Annotated in this window: 17 protein-coding genes and 1 tRNA gene; 5 read left to right on the top strand and 13 right to left on the bottom strand. The window is 59.5% G+C overall.

What is annotated here, in order from left to right; translation table 11 throughout:
- Positions 1 to 24: 24 nt before the first annotated feature.
- A complete protein-coding gene (gene asd, locus ACF8O7_RS27760; RefSeq protein ID WP_126312027.1) occupies positions 25 to 879 on the bottom strand; it encodes an archaetidylserine decarboxylase in 855 nt (284 codons plus the stop codon).
- Between the two features lie 452 nt (positions 880 to 1,331).
- Here asd and infA point away from each other — a divergent pair, with 452 nt between their 5' ends.
- The 5 genes from infA to ACF8O7_RS27735 all read left to right on the top strand — a co-directional run bounded on the left by infA (position 1,332) and on the right by ACF8O7_RS27735 (position 4,213).
- A complete protein-coding gene (gene infA / locus ACF8O7_RS27755) occupies positions 1,332 to 1,580 on the top strand; it encodes a translation initiation factor IF-1 (RefSeq protein ID WP_012206460.1) in 249 nt (82 codons plus the stop codon).
- A 60-nt stretch (positions 1,581 to 1,640) separates the two neighbouring features.
- A tRNA-Pro gene (locus ACF8O7_RS27750) sits at positions 1,641 to 1,717 on the top strand.
- Between the two features lie 153 nt (positions 1,718 to 1,870).
- Positions 1,871 to 2,368 carry a thermonuclease family protein gene (locus tag ACF8O7_RS27745; protein ID WP_349614546.1) on the top strand — a complete coding sequence of 166 codons (498 nt, stop codon included), beginning with the start codon at positions 1,871 to 1,873 and terminating at the stop codon, positions 2,366 to 2,368.
- 32 nt (positions 2,369 to 2,400) lie between these two features.
- Positions 2,401 to 2,580, top strand: coding sequence for a hypothetical protein (locus tag ACF8O7_RS27740; protein ID WP_392445118.1), 180 nt, complete (start codon positions 2,401 to 2,403; stop codon positions 2,578 to 2,580).
- A 583-nt stretch (positions 2,581 to 3,163) separates the two neighbouring features.
- Complete coding sequence (locus ACF8O7_RS27735; protein ID WP_349614548.1) at positions 3,164 to 4,213, top strand: hypothetical protein; 1,050 nt, start codon at positions 3,164 to 3,166, stop codon at positions 4,211 to 4,213.
- A gap of 1,521 nt (positions 4,214 to 5,734) precedes the next feature.
- Here ACF8O7_RS27735 and ACF8O7_RS27730 read toward each other — a convergent pair.
- The 12 genes from ACF8O7_RS27730 to ACF8O7_RS27675 form a co-directional block, all read right to left on the bottom strand.
- A complete protein-coding gene (locus ACF8O7_RS27730; RefSeq protein WP_349614550.1) occupies positions 5,735 to 6,667 on the bottom strand; it encodes a hypothetical protein in 933 nt (310 codons plus the stop codon).
- Positions 6,664 to 7,116 carry a DUF6932 family protein gene (locus ACF8O7_RS27725; RefSeq protein WP_349614551.1) on the bottom strand — a complete coding sequence of 151 codons (453 nt, stop codon included), beginning with the start codon at positions 7,114 to 7,116 and terminating at the stop codon, positions 6,664 to 6,666. Before ACF8O7_RS27725 ends, ACF8O7_RS27730 begins: the two co-directional genes overlap by 4 nt.
- A 241-nt stretch (positions 7,117 to 7,357) precedes the next feature.
- On the bottom strand, positions 7,358 to 7,888 hold the full coding sequence (locus ACF8O7_RS27720) for a DUF2514 family protein (RefSeq protein ID WP_349614552.1): 531 nt from the start codon (positions 7,886 to 7,888) through the stop codon (positions 7,358 to 7,360).
- The gene (locus ACF8O7_RS27715; protein ID WP_349614553.1) at positions 7,885 to 8,499 is read right to left on the bottom strand and encodes a glycoside hydrolase family protein; all 615 of its coding nucleotides are present in this window, start codon (positions 8,497 to 8,499) and stop codon (positions 7,885 to 7,887) included. The genes ACF8O7_RS27720 and ACF8O7_RS27715 overlap by 4 nt, the downstream gene beginning before the upstream one ends.
- Positions 8,496 to 8,798 (bottom strand): hypothetical protein, encoded by a 303-nt coding sequence (locus tag ACF8O7_RS27710; RefSeq protein ID WP_349614554.1) that lies wholly within the window; start codon positions 8,796 to 8,798, stop codon positions 8,496 to 8,498. The genes ACF8O7_RS27715 and ACF8O7_RS27710 overlap by 4 nt, the downstream gene beginning before the upstream one ends.
- 7 nt (positions 8,799 to 8,805) lie before the next feature.
- A complete protein-coding gene (locus tag ACF8O7_RS27705) occupies positions 8,806 to 9,240 on the bottom strand; it encodes a hypothetical protein (protein ID WP_349614555.1) in 435 nt (144 codons plus the stop codon).
- On the bottom strand, positions 9,237 to 10,010 hold the full coding sequence (locus ACF8O7_RS27700; protein WP_392445073.1) for a glycine-rich domain-containing protein: 774 nt from the start codon (positions 10,008 to 10,010) through the stop codon (positions 9,237 to 9,239). The genes ACF8O7_RS27705 and ACF8O7_RS27700 overlap by 4 nt, the downstream gene beginning before the upstream one ends.
- Positions 10,007 to 11,029 (bottom strand): hypothetical protein, encoded by a 1,023-nt coding sequence (locus ACF8O7_RS27695; protein WP_392445071.1) that lies wholly within the window; start codon positions 11,027 to 11,029, stop codon positions 10,007 to 10,009. The genes ACF8O7_RS27700 and ACF8O7_RS27695 overlap by 4 nt, the downstream gene beginning before the upstream one ends.
- Entirely contained in the window at positions 11,026 to 11,976 is a 951-nt protein-coding gene (locus ACF8O7_RS27690; RefSeq protein ID WP_392445068.1) for a hypothetical protein, read from the bottom strand. The genes ACF8O7_RS27695 and ACF8O7_RS27690 overlap by 4 nt, the downstream gene beginning before the upstream one ends.
- Entirely contained in the window at positions 11,973 to 16,904 is a 4,932-nt protein-coding gene (locus ACF8O7_RS27685; RefSeq protein WP_392445066.1) for a tape measure protein, read from the bottom strand. The genes ACF8O7_RS27690 and ACF8O7_RS27685 overlap by 4 nt, the downstream gene beginning before the upstream one ends.
- 15 nt (positions 16,905 to 16,919) lie before the next feature.
- The gene (locus tag ACF8O7_RS27680; protein WP_349614561.1) at positions 16,920 to 17,375 is read right to left on the bottom strand and encodes a hypothetical protein; all 456 of its coding nucleotides are present in this window, start codon (positions 17,373 to 17,375) and stop codon (positions 16,920 to 16,922) included.
- Positions 17,376 to 17,383: 8 nt separating this feature from the next.
- A complete protein-coding gene (locus tag ACF8O7_RS27675; protein ID WP_250134236.1) occupies positions 17,384 to 17,821 on the bottom strand; it encodes a hypothetical protein in 438 nt (145 codons plus the stop codon).
- Between the last annotated feature and the right edge of the window lie 21 nt (positions 17,822 to 17,842).

Here is a 17,842-nt window from a genome sequence, read left to right as displayed (position 1 = left end):
TTTTCATCGACGACCCTTCGAGACTCAGGCCTCGCCGCGCCCGGCCATCTTCTGGCCCAGGCGCACGGGCGCGGCATGCGTCCACTGCGCGTTGAAGCGCAGCCCTGCCGATGCGGGAAACAGCATGACGACGGTGGAGCCCAGCTGGAAGCGCCCCATTTCCTCGCCCTGGCCCAGGACGATGGACTGGTCGTCGTAGCGCCAGTCCTGGATGCGGCCGGGCCGCGGCGGATTGACGATGCCGTGCCACACCGTTCCCATGCTGCCCACGATGGTGGCCCCCACCAGCACCAGCACCATGGGACCGTGGTCCGTATCGAAGACGCAGACCACGCGCTCGTTGCGTGCAAACAGGCCCGGCACGCCGCGCGCCGTGACCGGGTTGACCGAGAACAGTTCGCCGGGCACATAAATCATCCGACGCAACCGGCCGGCACAGGGCATGTGGATGCGGTGGTAGTCGCGCGGGCTCAGGTAAATGGTGGCGAAATGCCCGTTGTCGAACTGCCGCGCCAGCTGTGTATCGCCGCCGACCAGCGCCGTGGCGCTGTAGCTGTGCCCCTTGGCCTGGAAGATCTGCTCGCCCTCGATGGCGCCGATCTGGCTGATGGCGCCATCCACCGGACAGACCCAGTCAGCCGAAGCCAGCGGCCGCACACCGGGCTTGAGCGCCCGCGTGAAGAACTCGTTGAAGCTGGCATAGGCCGCAGGATCGGAATCGGCCGCCTCCGACATGTTCACGCCATAGCGTGCAATGAAGCGACGGATGACTGCCGTGGTCAGGTCACCCGCACGCGCCTGGGCCAGGCGCCCCATGACGGCAGTCAGCGCCTGCTTGGGCAAAAGATACTGGGAGAGAACGGCAAGTCGATCAGACATCGAGGTTTTGCTATAAAAGTAATAGAAGCTGAGGGCGGATTCTAGCCAACCCGCGACCATCGCCCCTCCTCGGCCACCGCGGCCTTCAACCCTGGCCGGACCGCCCCAAAGCCTCGCGCACGTTTTTCGAGGCCATCTCATCACACGCGGATGACAAAAGCCTCGCCGTCCCAGCACGAATCCGACCTGTGTTTTGCGTACGATGGCCGCTTTGAACACCGCCCGCACGGCGACGAATACAACACTGTAGAATCAGGAAGTTTAGGTGTTGCCGGGCTTCGTCTTTGCGACACCGTTGTGACCTGGTCCTCTGTCCGGTCTGCGCCTTTTGCGCAGAACATCCACAGCCTTTTCAGCCTGACCACGTACCCCATGTTCTGTGGGCCAGGCAAGGTTTTCGTGGTTCCGACAAATGAGTGCCGCAACCGACCCAGACCTAAGAGATTGAACACATGGCCAAAGAAGAACTGATTGAAATGCAAGGCTCCGTCACGGAAGTCCTGCCTGACTCTCGCTTTCGTGTGACGCTGGAAAACGGACACCAGCTGATCGCCTACACCGGCGGCAAGATGCGCAAGCACCATATCCGCATCCTGGCTGGCGACAAGGTATCGCTGGAGATGTCGCCCTACGACCTCACCAAGGGCCGCATCACCTTCCGCCACCTGGCCAACCGTGGCCCCGGCCCTGGATCGCGTTGAACAGAAAATTCGCACATTGCGAAAATACCCATTTTTTTGACGCTACAATAGCGTTTTAGTCGGAGCGTAGCGCAGCCTGGTAGCGCATCTGCTTTGGGAGCAGAGGGTCGCGAGTTCGAATCCCGCCGCTCCGACCAATGAATCAAGGGGTTAGCTCGAAAGGGCTAACCCCTTTCTTCTAACAAAATTCTGGGCCTTCTAACCGGAAGCTCGAAAACGCAAAGCCCCCCTCGGCGCCATCATGGCTGCCGAGGGGGATTTTTTGCGTTCCGGGCTCGCTACACTGCGGCATGCTCGCAGCCACCCTCCTCTGCCTCGTTGTCGGCATCAGCGATGGCGACACCCTCACCGCTCGGTGCCCGACCGAAAGCACAGAGCATCCATACAAACAGGTCAAGATCCGCCTTGGCGCCATCGATGCCCCCGAGAGCCGGCAACCCTACGGCGCCCGTGCGAAGCAGGCCCTGAGCGACTTCACGTTCCAGAAGCAGGCCGAGCTGAGGTGCAACAAGATTGACCGCTACCAAAGGCACGTCTGCTCGGTCTGGGTCGCTCCAGCATCTGCACCTAGTGGCCCGCGCACTCTCGACACCGGGCTGGCGATGGTCACGCAGGGTATGGCATGGTGGTATCGCTACTACTCCAGCGAGCAGTCACCGCAGGAGCGCGGGCAGTACGAATTCGCGGAGACGGAGGCCAAGGCCAAGCGCGCGGGCCTGTGGGCAGACTCCGACCCCGTAGCGCCTTGGGACTGGCGCGCAAATCTCAGGCAGCAGGGCCGGCGCTGAACACATTGCTCACGTACGAAGAATTTCCCACCTTGATCACAATGCCCCGCTGGTTCGGGCGACCAGAGGTCAAGGTCGTGCCAGGCAAGCCCGAGAACTACCGCATCGAGCAACTGCACGCAGACTGGTTTCGTGTGGTCGACAGCGACGGAGAGGTTGTCTACAGCGGCATCGGGCCTGTATCCGTGCACCAGTCCCCTGCCCCTTTCTGAGAGTTCGCCATGCAAAACCAGATTGAGGGTGGCGTCATCAGCAAGGTGGCTGGCGAGGAAATGTCGGCTGCGATGCGGTCTCTTCCCTCTGCAGGTCCACTACAGACCGAACTCATAACTTGTGACATCAACACGCTCCTTGTGGGTCACGTCCGCATCACTTTCGAGTGCCAGAGATACAGGTATGGGCGCAACACCTTTTGGCATTGGTGCGGAAAAAGAGCAATTCAGCTGGAACAGCCAGCTGGCTGAGCGGGGTGAATTCGCTCATCTGGGAAGGCGCGCCCACGGCGCCGGGCTGATATGCGGCCGTCGTGGACTATGGCTGCCTGCCATTCCCCGCCGCGCGGCGATGGACCGGCGCACTGTGGGATGACGAGCGAGGCATCAAGGCATTCGACGGGCCGCACCCTACTGCGGCTGATGCTCTGGACTGGGTCGGAAAGTATTGATTGGCAACTGCAAACTGCATACAATGCAGAATCAAATTACACATAGAAACATTGTGTTTCCGGTCAATCCATTAATAAAACGGAAGATGGATGACAACGTATAACTTCCGTTTTATATTTTATTAGAAAACATGGATTTTATTGATCAATATAGAATACAGAGGCCATCTTATGAAATTCTGGCTACGCGACTACAGGATTTACTGCATTATCTAGCCAAAGCGAATAAAATAGAAGTTCACACTATTGAATCGCGAGCGAAGACGCTTGAGTCATTTTCCGAGAAAGTTTCTAGACCAGGCAAGACCTATCAAAATCCGCTTGAAGATATTACCGACCTATGTGGTTTACGGGTAATCCTTTATTACCAAGAGGACGTTCACCATCTCGCAAAATTAATACGAGAAGAGTTCAATGTCGACGACAAGAGGTCTGGGGATAAACGAGATGAACTCCGATCCGATCAATTCGGATATATCTCTGTTCATCTAATTTGCCAATTAGGAGACAATCGCAATAATCTGCCAGAGTGGCGCGACTACAGGGACTTGCGGGCTGAAATTCAGGTACGTACCGTATTGCAGCATGCGTGGGCCTCTATCTCACACGCACTTCAGTACAAAAATAAATCTGATATTCCCGAGCAGTTCATGCGCCAAATGACGCGAATAGCAGGGCTGCTTGAGCTATCAGATGAGCAGTTCTCAAGCCTAAGGGAGAAAACTTCCACCCTTCGATCAGAGGTGGGTAAGAGTCTTGCGAGCAGCAACCTCCAAGTAACGATAAACTCAGTTGCGCTGGAGCAATTTCTTGAGACATCAGAACTAGCAATCGAAATTGAGAATTACTCCAGGGATGCTGGAAATACAATCATGCAAACATTTACCACCAATCAACTCTTGTCCACGTGCAGAGCCTTCGAAATCCTCAAGCTTTCCGAACTCAGTGCGATTCTAGGCGCGTTCATTCCACACGCACGGGAATTCTTTGAGGCCTTCAAAATTCTACAAGGGGAAGATAATTCAGGTGATAGAGATCACTGGGTTGCAATGGCAGTTGTTGCAATGAAAGGCGGATCAGGTAAAGAGCAATTCATTCTGGAAGAAGGGCATTGGCACGAAGGCTATCTTAAAGATACGCTTCAAGCTGCCATGCAGGCTAAAATCAAACCCGAGCAATAAAATCCCATTACTACACAATCGAAAAAGTACGGTATTTCTACGTAACAACTTCGGCCAATCATCTCGCACCAGCGCGGCGTCAGCGGCTCCGTGCGCGCCACCAGCGCGGCCGGAAGCCGCACCCCGTAGCCTTCGCGGCGGTCGATCTCGGCAAGCGGCTCGACTGTCGCAGACCGCCCGAAGGCGACGTTGAGCGTAACTATACAGTCCGGTCATTTATTCTGCTTGCAGCCCAAACTTGAGCGCTGTCTTCCCTGCCTTTGCACGTTCGCAGGCTATAGTTTGCTCAGCTGAAGCTTGCGGGGTTTGCAGGAGTCTTTACACCTGCATTTTTCCACAGCCCTACGCTTGCAGACCCAGCCTGTAAGCCGCTTTCAAAAGGAAATCGTGTCTAAAATACCCTGCTCGGTCCAGTTCATCCTGCAGGATGTATGCCGCCGTGCTTTTCAATATAGAAAGGACACTTAAATGACGCTCCGCGAACGCCTATTAGACGCAATGTTGGATGGTGAAATCGGACATGGGCTTATTGTCACACGTCAGGAACTTATCCGCCATTTCTCCGACGTCAACGAAGCAACGACTGGCGTCCTCCTCTCGAATTCAGAGATCACAACTGGGGCTCCTCATAGCCCGACCTATACGCACTTCACTCAAAGAATCTCGGAAGGGCGGTATCGCGTTCATCCGTCGGCTCTTGCAGAACGGCTGACACAGCGTGGCGAGGCAGGTGGTTAAAACGTGCCATCTAACCCGTCGTTGCAGCGGATCGCCTTTGGCGCCTGCTGAACTCACACGTTGAGCGTACGCTTTCTCCTGCCGCCGCAGACCGCTTCTGGCCGTGAGCAGTCCATTGCCGCAGGCGCAGCAGGAACAAACGTCAGTCAGTGCGAGACCTTCGGCCAAGCATCCCGCATTAGCGCGGCGTCAGCAGCGCCGTGGCTGATGGGTTCACCTGGAACGCGGCACACCCACGGCGTCGAGGGCCGGTACACCTGCGTCGTGGGCTACGGCCACCTGCCATTTCCAGCCGATCGGCGTTGGGACGGTCGGGCCTGGGATGATGAGCGCGGTATCGAGGCATTCGACGGGTCGCGAGACACGGCGGCCGAAATGCTGGAATGGGCTATGTAGCGCTGTCCAGAGGAGAAACGGCACTGTCAATTGCAGCACTCATCTATATCATAGAAACACCAACTTACTTTAGGGGTATTTATGAGTGAGGAATTGATATTTCGCGTGGTCGGAGAATACGAGTACGAGCAAATCCACAGCCGAGAGATCACGAAGTCCCCAAGGCCTCCAAGCAGGGGAGCGCTACTGAGCGCAGTAGTCCAATGCCCTGCGTGCGGACACATTTGGAAATCTGCCAGAGGTGCCAAAAGTGGGGGGATGCTGCCAGTCTTAGCAGCCCAACAGCCCATTGATTGCGAGTCATGCGATGCATCCGGCATCCTTGGCCCACGCCCTTAAGGTCAACGTCTTCGCGGACCTAGTAGCGCTCGACAACAGCCAGTTGCTCTAATCGCTGCTATCCGCGAGCCTGTGCAGTCTAGTCTCTTCTCCGGTTAACGGATCTCTATATATCTTTGCCCGAGTCTTCAATGCGACTGCTTGCCCTAGTCGCAGTTGAGCAACACGCTGGCCCTGGCTTTTCGGCTTAAATCTTACATTCGTTTTTTGCCCGCTGGATTCAACAACTTGAATGCGACCAGATGATGCCAAGAGCCCAACAAGACCGCTTACCTCATCATCAATAACGTCTACCCCGCTAGAGCCTTCAAGCATCGCGCGCATGCGGACAATCTGGTCAAATCGAAGTGACTGCATCCTTGCCTCACCGCTGGAACGCCAAGTGACCTCAACTGAGCATTCTTCCTGCTCCATCGCTTTTAGGGCGTCATGCAAGGCGCTGGCCGCTTGCTCACCCAAATCTCCAAGGGAATCATAGAAAGATGTCGCAAGTTCGCCGGAACCGAGTGCGTTCATCACATGAGTGATAGCTTCCGGGAGAGGGGCAGAGCCTGTGGCATCTGGCAGTGTATTACCTACAATAAATAGGCGTGCCGAGCCTTTCGACAAACCAGCCAACTTCAAATTCAACTCTTGTGCAAACTGATCTCCGACGCCCCTTTGGGCATCCTCTTTGTTTCTCGAAAAATATGCCGCCTTGAGCAATAGTTTATTTATTGAATCAGACAGCTTTGTCAATAATCCAAGCGGCACGCTCCCGCTCTCCATGCGCGCTCCAATTAATCTCCACTCCAACGACTGTGCACTTTGCTGGCCAACCGCGAGAAGATATTTTTCATCCGCCTCATGAGAGGCATCCCTCTGATTTTTGGCCACAAGCTGCAGCACGAAATCCTCTGGATTTTCACGTGCACGCGACTCCGTCTCCTGCGCAAACAGATGCAACTTCTCGGCGTGCTCCTTCATTCTCAGGAGATTCATATCACCACCTCCGCGACGCCTTTAGCCGTTCTGCCATCATGGCAAAAACCAAATAGTCCCTTCCAGTATGCTTCCCGATGCAATTTTTCATCAGCATCTGGAGCCTCAAGATAAAGATCAATATCGAAGGTTGCTCTGCAACAAGCCTTGTCGAGCAACCCTTTTAAAGCCATCTGATCGGCATTCGTCAAAGTCCGACTGGGACATGGAAACCACAAGATCAAATCAATATCATCAGGGCAGTATTTGCTGGTCAAAAATGATCCATCGAGCCAAGCCACGCCTTGCAGGCCTGCGGCTCTAAGAAGTTCTCTCCAAGCCAAGAACTTACCAAACAGCTCTGCCCTCCGCATGTCAGCGGGGAACGCATCAACAGCAATCTGTTTCAGTTTGTGACTTGTGACATGATGAATGCCCGCCTCTAACAACGGAGGAGCATCAACCTTCATGGGGTGCTCTAATCCTTTGACCATCTGCGCATGCCTCACTCCTTGGATGCGCAATGTTACATGGTCATCTGTTCAAACAAATTTTTCCCCAATGTTTGGATGGTGCGTATGAACGCCACGCCGATGTTGGCAAGTGCATCAGTTGGCCACCCATAAAGGCGCCCCGCCGACTTGTCGCAGAGCCAATTGCAAGCGAGGCATCAGCGCACCGGCAGCGGCGTAGCCATCAGCCGCTAACGCCCTACTGCGCTGCCTGGATCATTTCGCCGCCGACATCGTATGCCCGCTCACAGGCCCCGCCCCGGCCTCGGGCGTCGTCAGCAATGCGCGCCAGCTCTCCCGCTCGCTCGTCAGCGCGGCGCTGCAGCTCGGCGAGCAGATCGAGGGCTGCGGTGTCTGGCGTGCACTGTCCGGCAGCGGCGCGAGCCTGGGCGGGGGCACGGTGGGCGGCGATGAAGTCGGCGAGGTCGCCGCGCAGCCGGCCAGCAGCAGCGCGGGCAGCATCAGCGTCAGCTGCGGAGCGCGCCAGATCCCGCTGGGCTTGGCCGTCGATGTTGCGTAGGTCGTCACGGTGCTTTTCCTCCAGTTTTCGGTATCGCTCTGATGCCTGCAGCGCTGCGGTGGCAGCCTTCTCACGGTCGCTGGCCAGCTCGGCACGGGCCTGGGCCGCATCGCGCTCGGCAGCCAGCCGGCCCAGGGCCTGCCATGCGAGCAACGCCGCCAGCAGAAGGGCCAGCGCTTGCCACGCATAGGCCTTGAGGCCGGCGATCATGGCGCTGCCTTTGCCGCGACCAGCGCCGCGCTGAAATGCCCATCCCTGCCCCACTGTGCGCACAGTTCGCGCGTGGTATCGCGGCGATCAACCAGGCCTGGCAGCCGCGCCGGCAGACCGTTGACTGTGCCGTAGACCCACTGCGGCATCTGCTGGCATGCAGCATCCAGCCGCCCAGCGTTTGCCAGTCGCATGACCGTGGTGCTGGGCTCCAGCGCCGAGGGCACGTTGTAGGCCATGTCGATAAAGCTGGCCTGCACCCACACGTTGTAGCTGTCCCAGTGCCGCAGCGCGCGCCGCGCCAGGCGCTCAGCCTCGCGATATTTGGGACGCTCCAGGCGCTCGCAATCCTCGGGCGAGTAATAGCGCCCAGCGATCACCTCGGGGCCTGTCACGCCCGCGCAGACGGTCAGCGGCTGCCCTCTGCCCAAGTGGTCAATGTACGGCGTGCCGATGTGCCGGCCGCTACTTTCGTAGTGCAGCCCGATCTCGCGGGCCAGCCTCACAGCAGGACTTGGCCCGGCCTCATTCGTGGCGACGTAGCCGCCGGCCGCAGTGACAGCCAGGCCGGCGGCCGTAGCCAGCAGTCGATTGCGCAGGGCCTCTTTCATCGCCCACCTCCGCCGACCATCAAAGCTTTCCAGAACGCGATGCCGGCCGTGCCCAGCATCACGATGTAGGTGATGGGTTTTGCCGCCTTGCCGATCCAGTTGAGCACTTTGAAGGCCCCTTGTGCCGCCGCAAAAAACTCCACCATTTCAGCCGTATTCACACGCACTTTTTCAGTGGCCTCTGTGTTTGCACGCAGATCCGCTTCGATGCGCGTCATGCGAGCGTCACCCTCGTCTAGCCGCGCATTGATGGTGCGCGCTGTGTTCACGCTGATAGCGTTGCCGTAGTCGTCTTGCATAGGCACCTCAGGGCAGTTCGCTCGGCTGGATCGGGGCGTCAAGGATGGCGGCCGGGTCAATCGCATGACCTGCAGCCTGCAGGATGGCCAGCCCTGCCGGAAGATCAGCGTTGTCCAGGTCGATGTACTTGCGCACGCTCGCGTCCTGGATCACCGCCTTGCATTGGTCACTTCCATCGGCCAGGATCTGCCATTTACCGGAGCCGAACCTGTCAAAAAATGCTCCCACGCTGATGTGGCGCACGGGCGTAGGCTGCAGCCCAGGGTCAGGCACAGCAGGCGCGGCGAATGCCTGGCCATCCCATGACCAGCCAATCCCGACACCTTCGGGCGCCGGCTCTACGTGGTCCCACTGTGCGCGGACCGCGTTCGCAAAATCTGCGTCAGCAACGATGACTTGCTCGACACAGCCGCTTTTGATGAGTGCGTAGTTTTTGATCATTCGTACCACCAGATCCTTACAAAGCCAGAGCCACCGGCGCCGCCAATGGCGTTGTAAGCGCCACCACCTCCGCCGCCGCCACGATTTGCCGCACCAGCGCTACCAGGCGCACCAGGGTTGCCTTCCACGCCGCCACTACCGCCGCCAGACATACCCAGTCCAGGACCGTTGGTGGCCGAATCCCCACCACCTCCTCCCCCCCCGCCATAGCCGTTGATGCCCAAACCACCAACGCCACCACTGCCAGAGCCCCCGGCGCCACCACCACCGCCCCAGATGCCCTCACCACCACGTGCCGAGCTGGCTCCTCCACTGACACTGTTGTTGCCGGAGCCGCCGGCTCCACCACCACCGCCTCCTGTACTTGCCCCGCTGCCACCGCCGCCTGCCCCCCCGTTGCCACCTCGCTGGTATCCAGTCAAACCGCCAGCGCCATACCCACCACCTGGGACAGACACAGATCCAACAGATGTGGCGCCACCCGCAGTGCCGTTACCAAACCCCGATGCAGTCCCGCCAGCACCACCCGCACCGATAGTGACTGCAACAGGCCCGGTAAACGTCATCGGCAATGTCAAGACACCACCACCACCGCCGCCGCCGCCCCGCGAGCAACCGCCACCGCCACCACCACCGACCAGCAAGACCCAGCCCTGGCCGCCACTCGCCAAAAGTGCGGCAGGAGGGGTAAACGTCCCAGACGCCAAGAACTCTTGGTAGCGCAGTTTTCCCCCGCCACCACCGCCAAAGTAATCCGAATAAAAGCTCATGCTGCCTCCATAAATCCATCCGTTGCATTGACCCAGCGGCATACCGCTGAATCGTTTTGGGACAGCAGTTGCATCACGCCAGGACTGCGGCCCTTGAGCTTGTTTGACTGCCAGTCGATGTTTGCGGCCCAGATGCCGCGCGACATCCCAAAACCAAAGGCCTGGCCTGCAGCGAAATTGATTGGCACCGTCAGCGTGATTCCGGCAGCCGCCAGAACGTAGAACACCCCCGGCACAGCGACCGCAGATGCAGTGATGACTTGCGTTGTCATCCAGGCTGAAGCACCTGGCGCAGCCACCCCGATCACCCAGTCCGCTTTTGCTGCAGTCCCCGCGAACGTGTCAACTCCAATGACTAGAGCGCCGGTGCCTGGGTTGTAGCTCTGGACGTAGCCGCTCATCCGTGTACCAGGGTCGCTTGCGGACGTGGCCACAAGGTACATGCCCGCCACAAACGAGCGCGATGGTTCCATGCCGAAGGTCTTCGCGCCGGCGCCAGGTGTGACGCTGGTTGTGCTGCTGCCCTTTAGCTGAGCAGACGCGAATACTTCAGCTTGGTCGCGGTAGGCCTTGGATGCGTCGCGGGCAACAACGCTCGCATCTCGTGCGGACTCAGATGCAACACGAGCGGAGTTCGACAGTCCCGCTTGCGTAGCGGCGATACCTGCTTGTGTCGCGGCAGCGTTCGCGCTTCCAGCTGCTGCGGCGGCTGAGCCGGATGCTGCAGACGCTGAGCCCGACGCTGCCAAAGCGCTGCCATGTGCCTCGCCCGCTTTCGTTGTCGCCGTGGCTGCAGCTGTCTCAGCCTGCTGCCGGGAACCGTCCCCCGACAGTGCATATGCACGCGACGCCAGAGCGCATTCGCGAGCTGCCGCGGCAATGGCGTTGATTCCTGAGACGACGCCAGGCATACCGACACCTACTGCGTATGCCATCTGATTGAAATTTGGCGCCCCCAGCGCGGGATATGGCGGAACAGCCGGTGCTGCCGGAATATCAGGTATATAAATTTCGTTCACACATTCCCCTTTATCTGCAAATCAACCTGCGCCTCATTCCATTCAGTGGAACGAACTGTCCCCGTCACTTTCCCCACTGTCGCAAGATGCCCATAACGGGGCAAATCACTCACTTCAACCGCAACTGCTTTTCCCAGAATCTGATCCAACAATGATTTAGCTTCGGGCGCCTGAACTGCATCAATCACACAAGATAGATTAAAGTTCGTAGCTAATCTACCTGGCACCTCTAAATAGGTTCCATCTTTTTTATCTTCAACATAAGAATAATCTCTAGTACTAGCTTCCACACCGTATAGAGCGGCCCCCATTTTATCCACCCCTGGAAATAGAAGCCGTTTCCAGTTTCCAACACTGATATATCCAACAGCCGCCTCTACATTAGGATCATTGCGTCCTACGGTAATCTCCACTTCTATATCCGGGTGAATTGGAAGGTTCTTTAAGGTGTAGTAGGTTCCTCGCTGCAACTCACCAAAAAGATATTCCCACTCTCCGAATGCCTGCTGCCATAAATCAATCTCTATCGGCGGCATTAGGTCCACGCCTGCAGCTCGCACATTCATTCGAAGAAAATCAGCTTCGATTCCATAAATAGCGACGCCGTTGATAAATCCGGGTTTCAGAACGTAAGTAAATGAACCTTTTCGCTTTGCCCGCGTGAATAGATATTTATCGAATGGAGCCATGCGGTTACTGGGCGCATTCTCATCCTTCTCCCAGTAACCTGCCGCCGTGGCACTACTAGGCTCCACTGAATTTATGGGAGAACCTGTGATGGCCTGCACGCATTCATACGTATAGCCCTTCCAGACCCTACGATCCTTTACCACATAATCAGCCCCTGAAATCCACGCAACTTCACCGATAGCAGAGTCAACCTCGGGAATCGTCGTCCCAGCGCCAAACATGCCAGGTGTGATTGTTTTGGGCAAAAGAATGTTCATGCGCGGACCCCACCACCAGTACGCATGATCTGACCCCCACCCGTCACGGTATCAAACTGCTGCGCAAGCTCAGGCAATCTGGCAGTGTTGTTAGCCGTCTTCGCCATTTGCATTTCAAGTCTCTCCAGCCGCCGCTCCAGCCTGTCAATGGACGCAGCCAATACCTTATAATCTGGGCCACCTGAATTACCAGCAATCGCCCTTCCAAGCTGCTCCTGATTCCAGTATCTTGCCGGCCCAGACGCCTCAATTTCCCAACCACGCTCACCAACCAGGCGCAATCCCCCAGAATGCAATCCACCATCGGCAAAGCGAGGGATTCCATTTCTATCCAGCGCTGCAACAACATCGTTCTCAGAGAAACCGTAAAGATAAGCAAGGTCGCTTGCCGTGCCGCCCGCGTTACGGATAGCATTGGCCAGGCCTACAAAGTCACCAGTTCCGTCATAGGAGTGGAAGAGTCCGGACAAGCCATCCAACTTTTTCTCTTGCTCGGAATTTGCGTGCTCGTAGATAACCGCGCCACCTGAAAGTATCGCAGTAGGCTTTTTATATTTTGAATCGACGGTCGAAATCCCGCCTCCACCGCTCCCCCAACTAGGACCGGCTGCACCCCCCTTGCCGCCCCCTGGCTTCGTTGGATCATCAGTTTTAAACAGCTCAGAAATCAGGCGTTCAAAATATGCCTGCACTGTTTCAGTAAGCTCAACCGTGCCGTTCACGAGTTCTTCTGCACGCTTGTTCAGCGTGTCCAATCCCTCAATCTGCGCCTGCAGGGCCTTGAGAGATCGCTCCTCGATGCTCAGCTGTGACTCGCCGAGCGCCCCCAGCTCAGAGAACTTGCCCGCCCACACCAGGGCATCGCGGCGGCGCTCGAAGTCGGTGGCGTAGACACCGGATGCGAGACCGGCCCGGGTTGCCTGCACGGCCCCGCCAATGTCGGTGTATTCGGAAAGCTTGCGCCCCGACCTCACGCCATCCAGAGCCTGCTCGATGTAGACCATGCCCCGGGCGGCAGCGAGCAGCTCCGTGGAATCGACGGTGCCGTAAAGATCCTCGGCTGCGCTCTTGAGCACGCCCACCGATGAGGCAATGGCATTGATGGTCTCCTGCACCACAGAAACGCGCTGCTGCAGTGCTTCGCGGTCTCGGTCCACTGCGCGGCGGAACAGGTCATATGCGGCGGCCTGGGCGGCCTTCTCGTCCTCGATAGCCCAGATGCGTTCCTGCAGGGCGCGATTGCTCGGGTCCAGGGCAGCCAGCTCGCGGCGGCGCAGCTCGGCCGTGTTGCCCTGCAGTTCCAGCAGCTTGCGCTCCAGGTCCGTGCGCTGGTCCAGGCGCGCAATTTCCTCGCGCAACGCCTGGTTGTAGTCCCAGGCAGCGCGCTCGGCTTCGGTCATGCCCTCGGTGGCCAGCTTGCGCAGGGCCTCGCGGTATTTGTCGGTCTGGCCCGTGGCGCGTAGGTATTCGGCTTCCAGCTGCCGGCGGTCGTTTTTGAGCGTGTCCAACACCTGGCCGGCGGCATCGGCCACGGCGCCGAATTCCTTGGCCAGCGGGATGAGCTTGGCCAGCAGTTCCACGTCACCGGCCGCCATGGCGTCCTCGATGAGCTTGCGAAACTTGGCCTTGGCGTCCTGGCCCATGCGTGGATCGATGTCGATCTTGAGATCCTTCAGCGCCTTGTCCACCGCCTTGGCCGCGTTCTCGACACGCTCCCGCTCGGAATAGAAGCTGGTGTAGAACGCATCCATGCCGGTGATCAGGTCCTGGATGCCACCCGCGCTCTTGATGAGCTTGGCAATGGCTTCGTCGCCCAGCTTGCCGAAGTTGGTGATATTGCGGGTCCAGCCCTCGATGGCGGCGCCCGTCAGTTCCACGGTCTGCATTGCAGCGTTGAAGCTCTCCAGCGTGATGTCTTCGCCCATGTCATCGAAGACATTGCGCATCCAGCTGGGGATATCAGCCTTTTTCAGCTGCTCGATCAGCGATCCGCCCATGTCGGCAATGAACTGGGCATAGGCCTTGGTGGGGTCCGTACCAAGCGCGCCATCGCGCTTGGTGTAGCTGCTCAAGACCTCGCCGGTCACCTTGTCGATCAGCTTGAAATAGCCGTAGGAATCCTCGTCGCCGTACTTCGGATTGGATGCGAAGCCCGCGACGATATCGATCTGCTTGGCACTGTCACCGGCATAGCGCGCGAGACGCTTATAGACATCGGACAGCGAATCAACGGTGGTGCCCAGTTGCAACTCAAGATCGGCGCTGTGGCGCTTGGTCAGATCGTCATACCAGTCACCGCCAGCACGATCGAACAGCATCTCGGCTGCCTTGTCATTGCCCGCGCCCGTGGTGCTGTAGGCCGCGCCAACGTGGTTGGCACCGCGCGAACCAAACAGGCCACCCTTGAGCAGCGAGAAAATGGCGATGGCACCCGCAATCCAGGGCATGGCAGCCCCCAGACCGCTCATCAACGAGCCAAAGCTACTGCCGACACCGGCCCAGCCGCCATTCCCCGCGATCAGGGCGCCAAGGGCATCGCCACCGGCCAGGCCCACGGCATTGGCACCAGCAAGGCTGGCAGCCGAGGCACCAGGCATAAAGCCCCACATTGCCTGGGCACCTGCACCCAGCGTGCCAAGGTTGTTGAGCATGCCCATGCCAGCACCGCCGCTCTGGCCAGCCGCTGCAGGCGCACCAAACAAACTGCCCAGGGCACCGCCAGCAATCTGAACCGTGGCCTGGATCAGCGGCTTGAAAATGAGCGTGCGCGCAAGATTCTTGAGGTACTGGCCGAACGAGAGCCCGCCTTGCATCAGCTGGTCGGCCAGGCTCTGGCCGATCTGGTCCACACCCTTCTGCCACTCCGAGGTGCTGGCCTTGGCAGCCTCGGCAGACGCTTCGCGCGAGGCCTTCACCGAGGTCAGGCCCAGGCGCTCGCGCAGCAGCTCGATCTCCTGCTGGAGCAGCGCGTGCTCCATGGTCATGGTGCCGGTGAGCGCGGCGGCGCGCTCTATCTCGGCCAGCTGCTGCTCCTTGCTCAGGATGATGGCCATCTGTCGCTGCTCGATGACCACGCGCTGCTGCTCGGCGCTCAGGCCGATCAGCTCGATCTCATCGCGCAGCGCCTGGTTGCTGGCCGTCAGCTCCTCGACTGTCTTGCCCTGTGTGGTCATCCACTCCTGGCGGTACTTGCGTTCCTCCTCGGCCAGCTTCAGGGCCTTCTGCCTGGCCTCGTTTTCCTTCTCCAGCGTCTTGAGTGTCTTGAGCTTGGCTTCGATGTTGGCGCGCTCGCCGGCATTGAGCCCCTTGAGCGAGCCCAGCAGGTCCTGCGAGTACTTGATGCGCAGCTTGTCGGCCTCGCCCAGCTTCTCCCCGCCGGAGATCTCCAGGCGCTGGGAGGCAATCTTTTCCTCGATGGAATCGACCAGGTTGCCATAGGCCGTGTGCAGCTGCTTGGCCGAGCTAGCACGGGCCTTGGCCGACTCATCTTCCTTGTAATTTTCCTTGGCCAGCTTGCTGACCAGCTCGACATAGGCAGCCTCTGTGATGCGGCCGGCCTGGCGCAGCTCGTTGAGCTTTTGCAGCTGCGGCAGGTAGTCCTTGTTGACGCCGTAGAGCTTCTGGCGGATCTCCAGCAGAGCCTGCTCAGCGTCAGCATCTTCCTGGGCCTTCTTCGCGGCAGCCTCTGCAGCGGTGGGCGGATTGACGGAGCCACGCCCACCGCCAGCGCCCTTGCTGCTGGCGTTGAGCATGTCCAGCTCGGCCCGCAGCTTGGCTATCTGGTCCTTGCGTGCCTCGATGGTCTTGGCGATGTTGTCCGCGCCAGCCGTGCGGCCCCCCGCCACGGCGCGCGCCATGGCGGCCTCGGAACGCTCGTTCTCGACGCGCAAGGTGGCAATCGCGTCCTCGATGCCTGCAGCCGTCTTGGCGTACATGCTGACCGCCGCCACGCCGGCACCAGCCACCACGCCAACACCCAGCAGCGCAAGCGTCACGGGATTAGCGGCCAGCACAGCCGCCAGCGTGACGATGGCCCCCTTGACCACGCCGATGGCCCCGCCCACGGCCACCAGGCCCGCCGCTGCGGCCGCGCCGCCAGCAGCACCCAGGAAGGTCATCACCACACCCTGGTGGTTCTCGACCATCTTGCCCAGCCCGTAAATGGCATCCGTGACCAGGCGCACGCCGCCGGCTGCCTTCTCCGAAAAACCCGTGCTCTCGTTGATGGTGCGGAACAGTTCGTCCCAGGAGTCACCCAAGGCGGCAATGGCGCCATCCAGGGTCTTGGCACGCTGCTCCATGGCGCCGCCGAAGGCGGTGTTGCCGATGTTCTCCAGATAGTCGGTGATGTCCTTGGCCGAATTCTTCACGCGGGTGGTGACACCCTGGAACGTGAACGCCACCATGTCGCCCTGCTTGGACGCCTTGATGCCGAATTCCTTGAGGCGCTCGAATTCGCCCGTGGCCGCATCCGCCACGGCCTCGATCATCTGCATGAGGCTCTTGCCCATGCCGGCCGCCGTATTGCCGAAGCTGGTGAGCTTGGCCTGAGTGGGATCAAGGCCCAAGGCCTTCATCTTCACGAATGCCTCGGTGGCCTGGGCCAGCCCATAGGGCGTGTCCTTGGCAAAGGTCTTGATCCAGGCCATCTCGCGGCCAGCGGCCTGGGCGCTGCCCGTGACCGTGACCAGCGAGCTGTTGAGTACGTCGAATTCGCGCTGCACCGATACCAGCTTGCCGACGAACGCCGTGACGGACACGCCGGCAAACACGCCACCGAGCAGCGTGCCCAGGCGCCCCAGCGAGCCGGCCATGCCATCGACCATGCCCGTGACGGTGCGCTTGGACTTCTCCACCTCGGCCTGCAGCTGCGAGCTGTCGCCCGTGATCAGGAACCGCAGGTAGTTGATGTTGCTGGAGCCGATCATGCAGCCCCCTGCAGGTCACTTCGGCGCGCGCCGGAACGAGCGCAGCATGTCGCCCAGGCCGTTGGAGACGCGCTCGCGCCGCTCCTCGGCTTGTTCGGGCGATTCATCGACACTGCCGGGCCGAGTGGCGCCAGGGTCCTTGGCTGCGTCCTTGGCGACCAGCCACGCGATGGACAGGTCGCAAAGCGTTTTACCCTCCCAGGGCGTGAGCTGCACCCCATGAATGGACTGCCATGCCACCAGCTGCTCGTAACCGATGGGCGTTTCGCCCATGGGCGACTGCAGCGATGGCCCCAGGTCGAAGAACACTTCGAGGAGATAGCCGGCCGGGCCAGGGTCGGGCATGTCGGGCTCACGGCCTTCTGCCTTGAATTCCTCGATGCGTGTGATCCTGGGTTCATCATCTTGCGGCTGGGTCTTTTTTCCGTTCTTGGGCTTGAGCGGGGCGTTGAGCCACGCCCATGTGCGCACGTAGAGGCTCAGTCCTTCGGCGCACTCTTGGAAAAATTTGCCCAGTCCGCCGCAAAGGCGTTGACCTGGTCAGCCACCCAGCCGGCAGCAGGGTCCGCGTACAGGGCCTGCATCCCTTCGCGCACGGGGCGGCCCTCCAGATCCAGGCCTTCGACGGAATGCGTGATGTCCGCCAGCAGCGCGGCTGTGTCGGCAGTGCGCTCCTCGGGCGTGCGCTCTTCCAGCGCGCGGCGGTTCTTCTTGACCAGCGCCATGACACGGCGCTGCGCGCCCAGTTGGGCCTTGCGGTAGGGCTCCGAACCGGGGCCGTACACATGGATCAGCACGGGCTGCTCCACCGCACCAGCGCCTTTGGTGGGGTCCTTGAAGTACAGGAGTTCGCCGGTGGCATCCTTCAGGTGCAGGGCAGCGGTATCGGCAACGCGGAGTTGGGAAAGTTTGAGCATGGTGGTGGCGATGAATGAAAG

The sequence above is a fragment of the Delftia sp. WSY_16 genome, from assembly GCF_043104415.1.
Taxonomy (GTDB): domain Bacteria; phylum Pseudomonadota; class Gammaproteobacteria; order Burkholderiales; family Burkholderiaceae_C; genus Comamonas; species Comamonas tsuruhatensis.
Note: the sequence above shows the minus strand (reverse complement) of the source record. Positions and strands in the feature narration are given on the sequence as shown.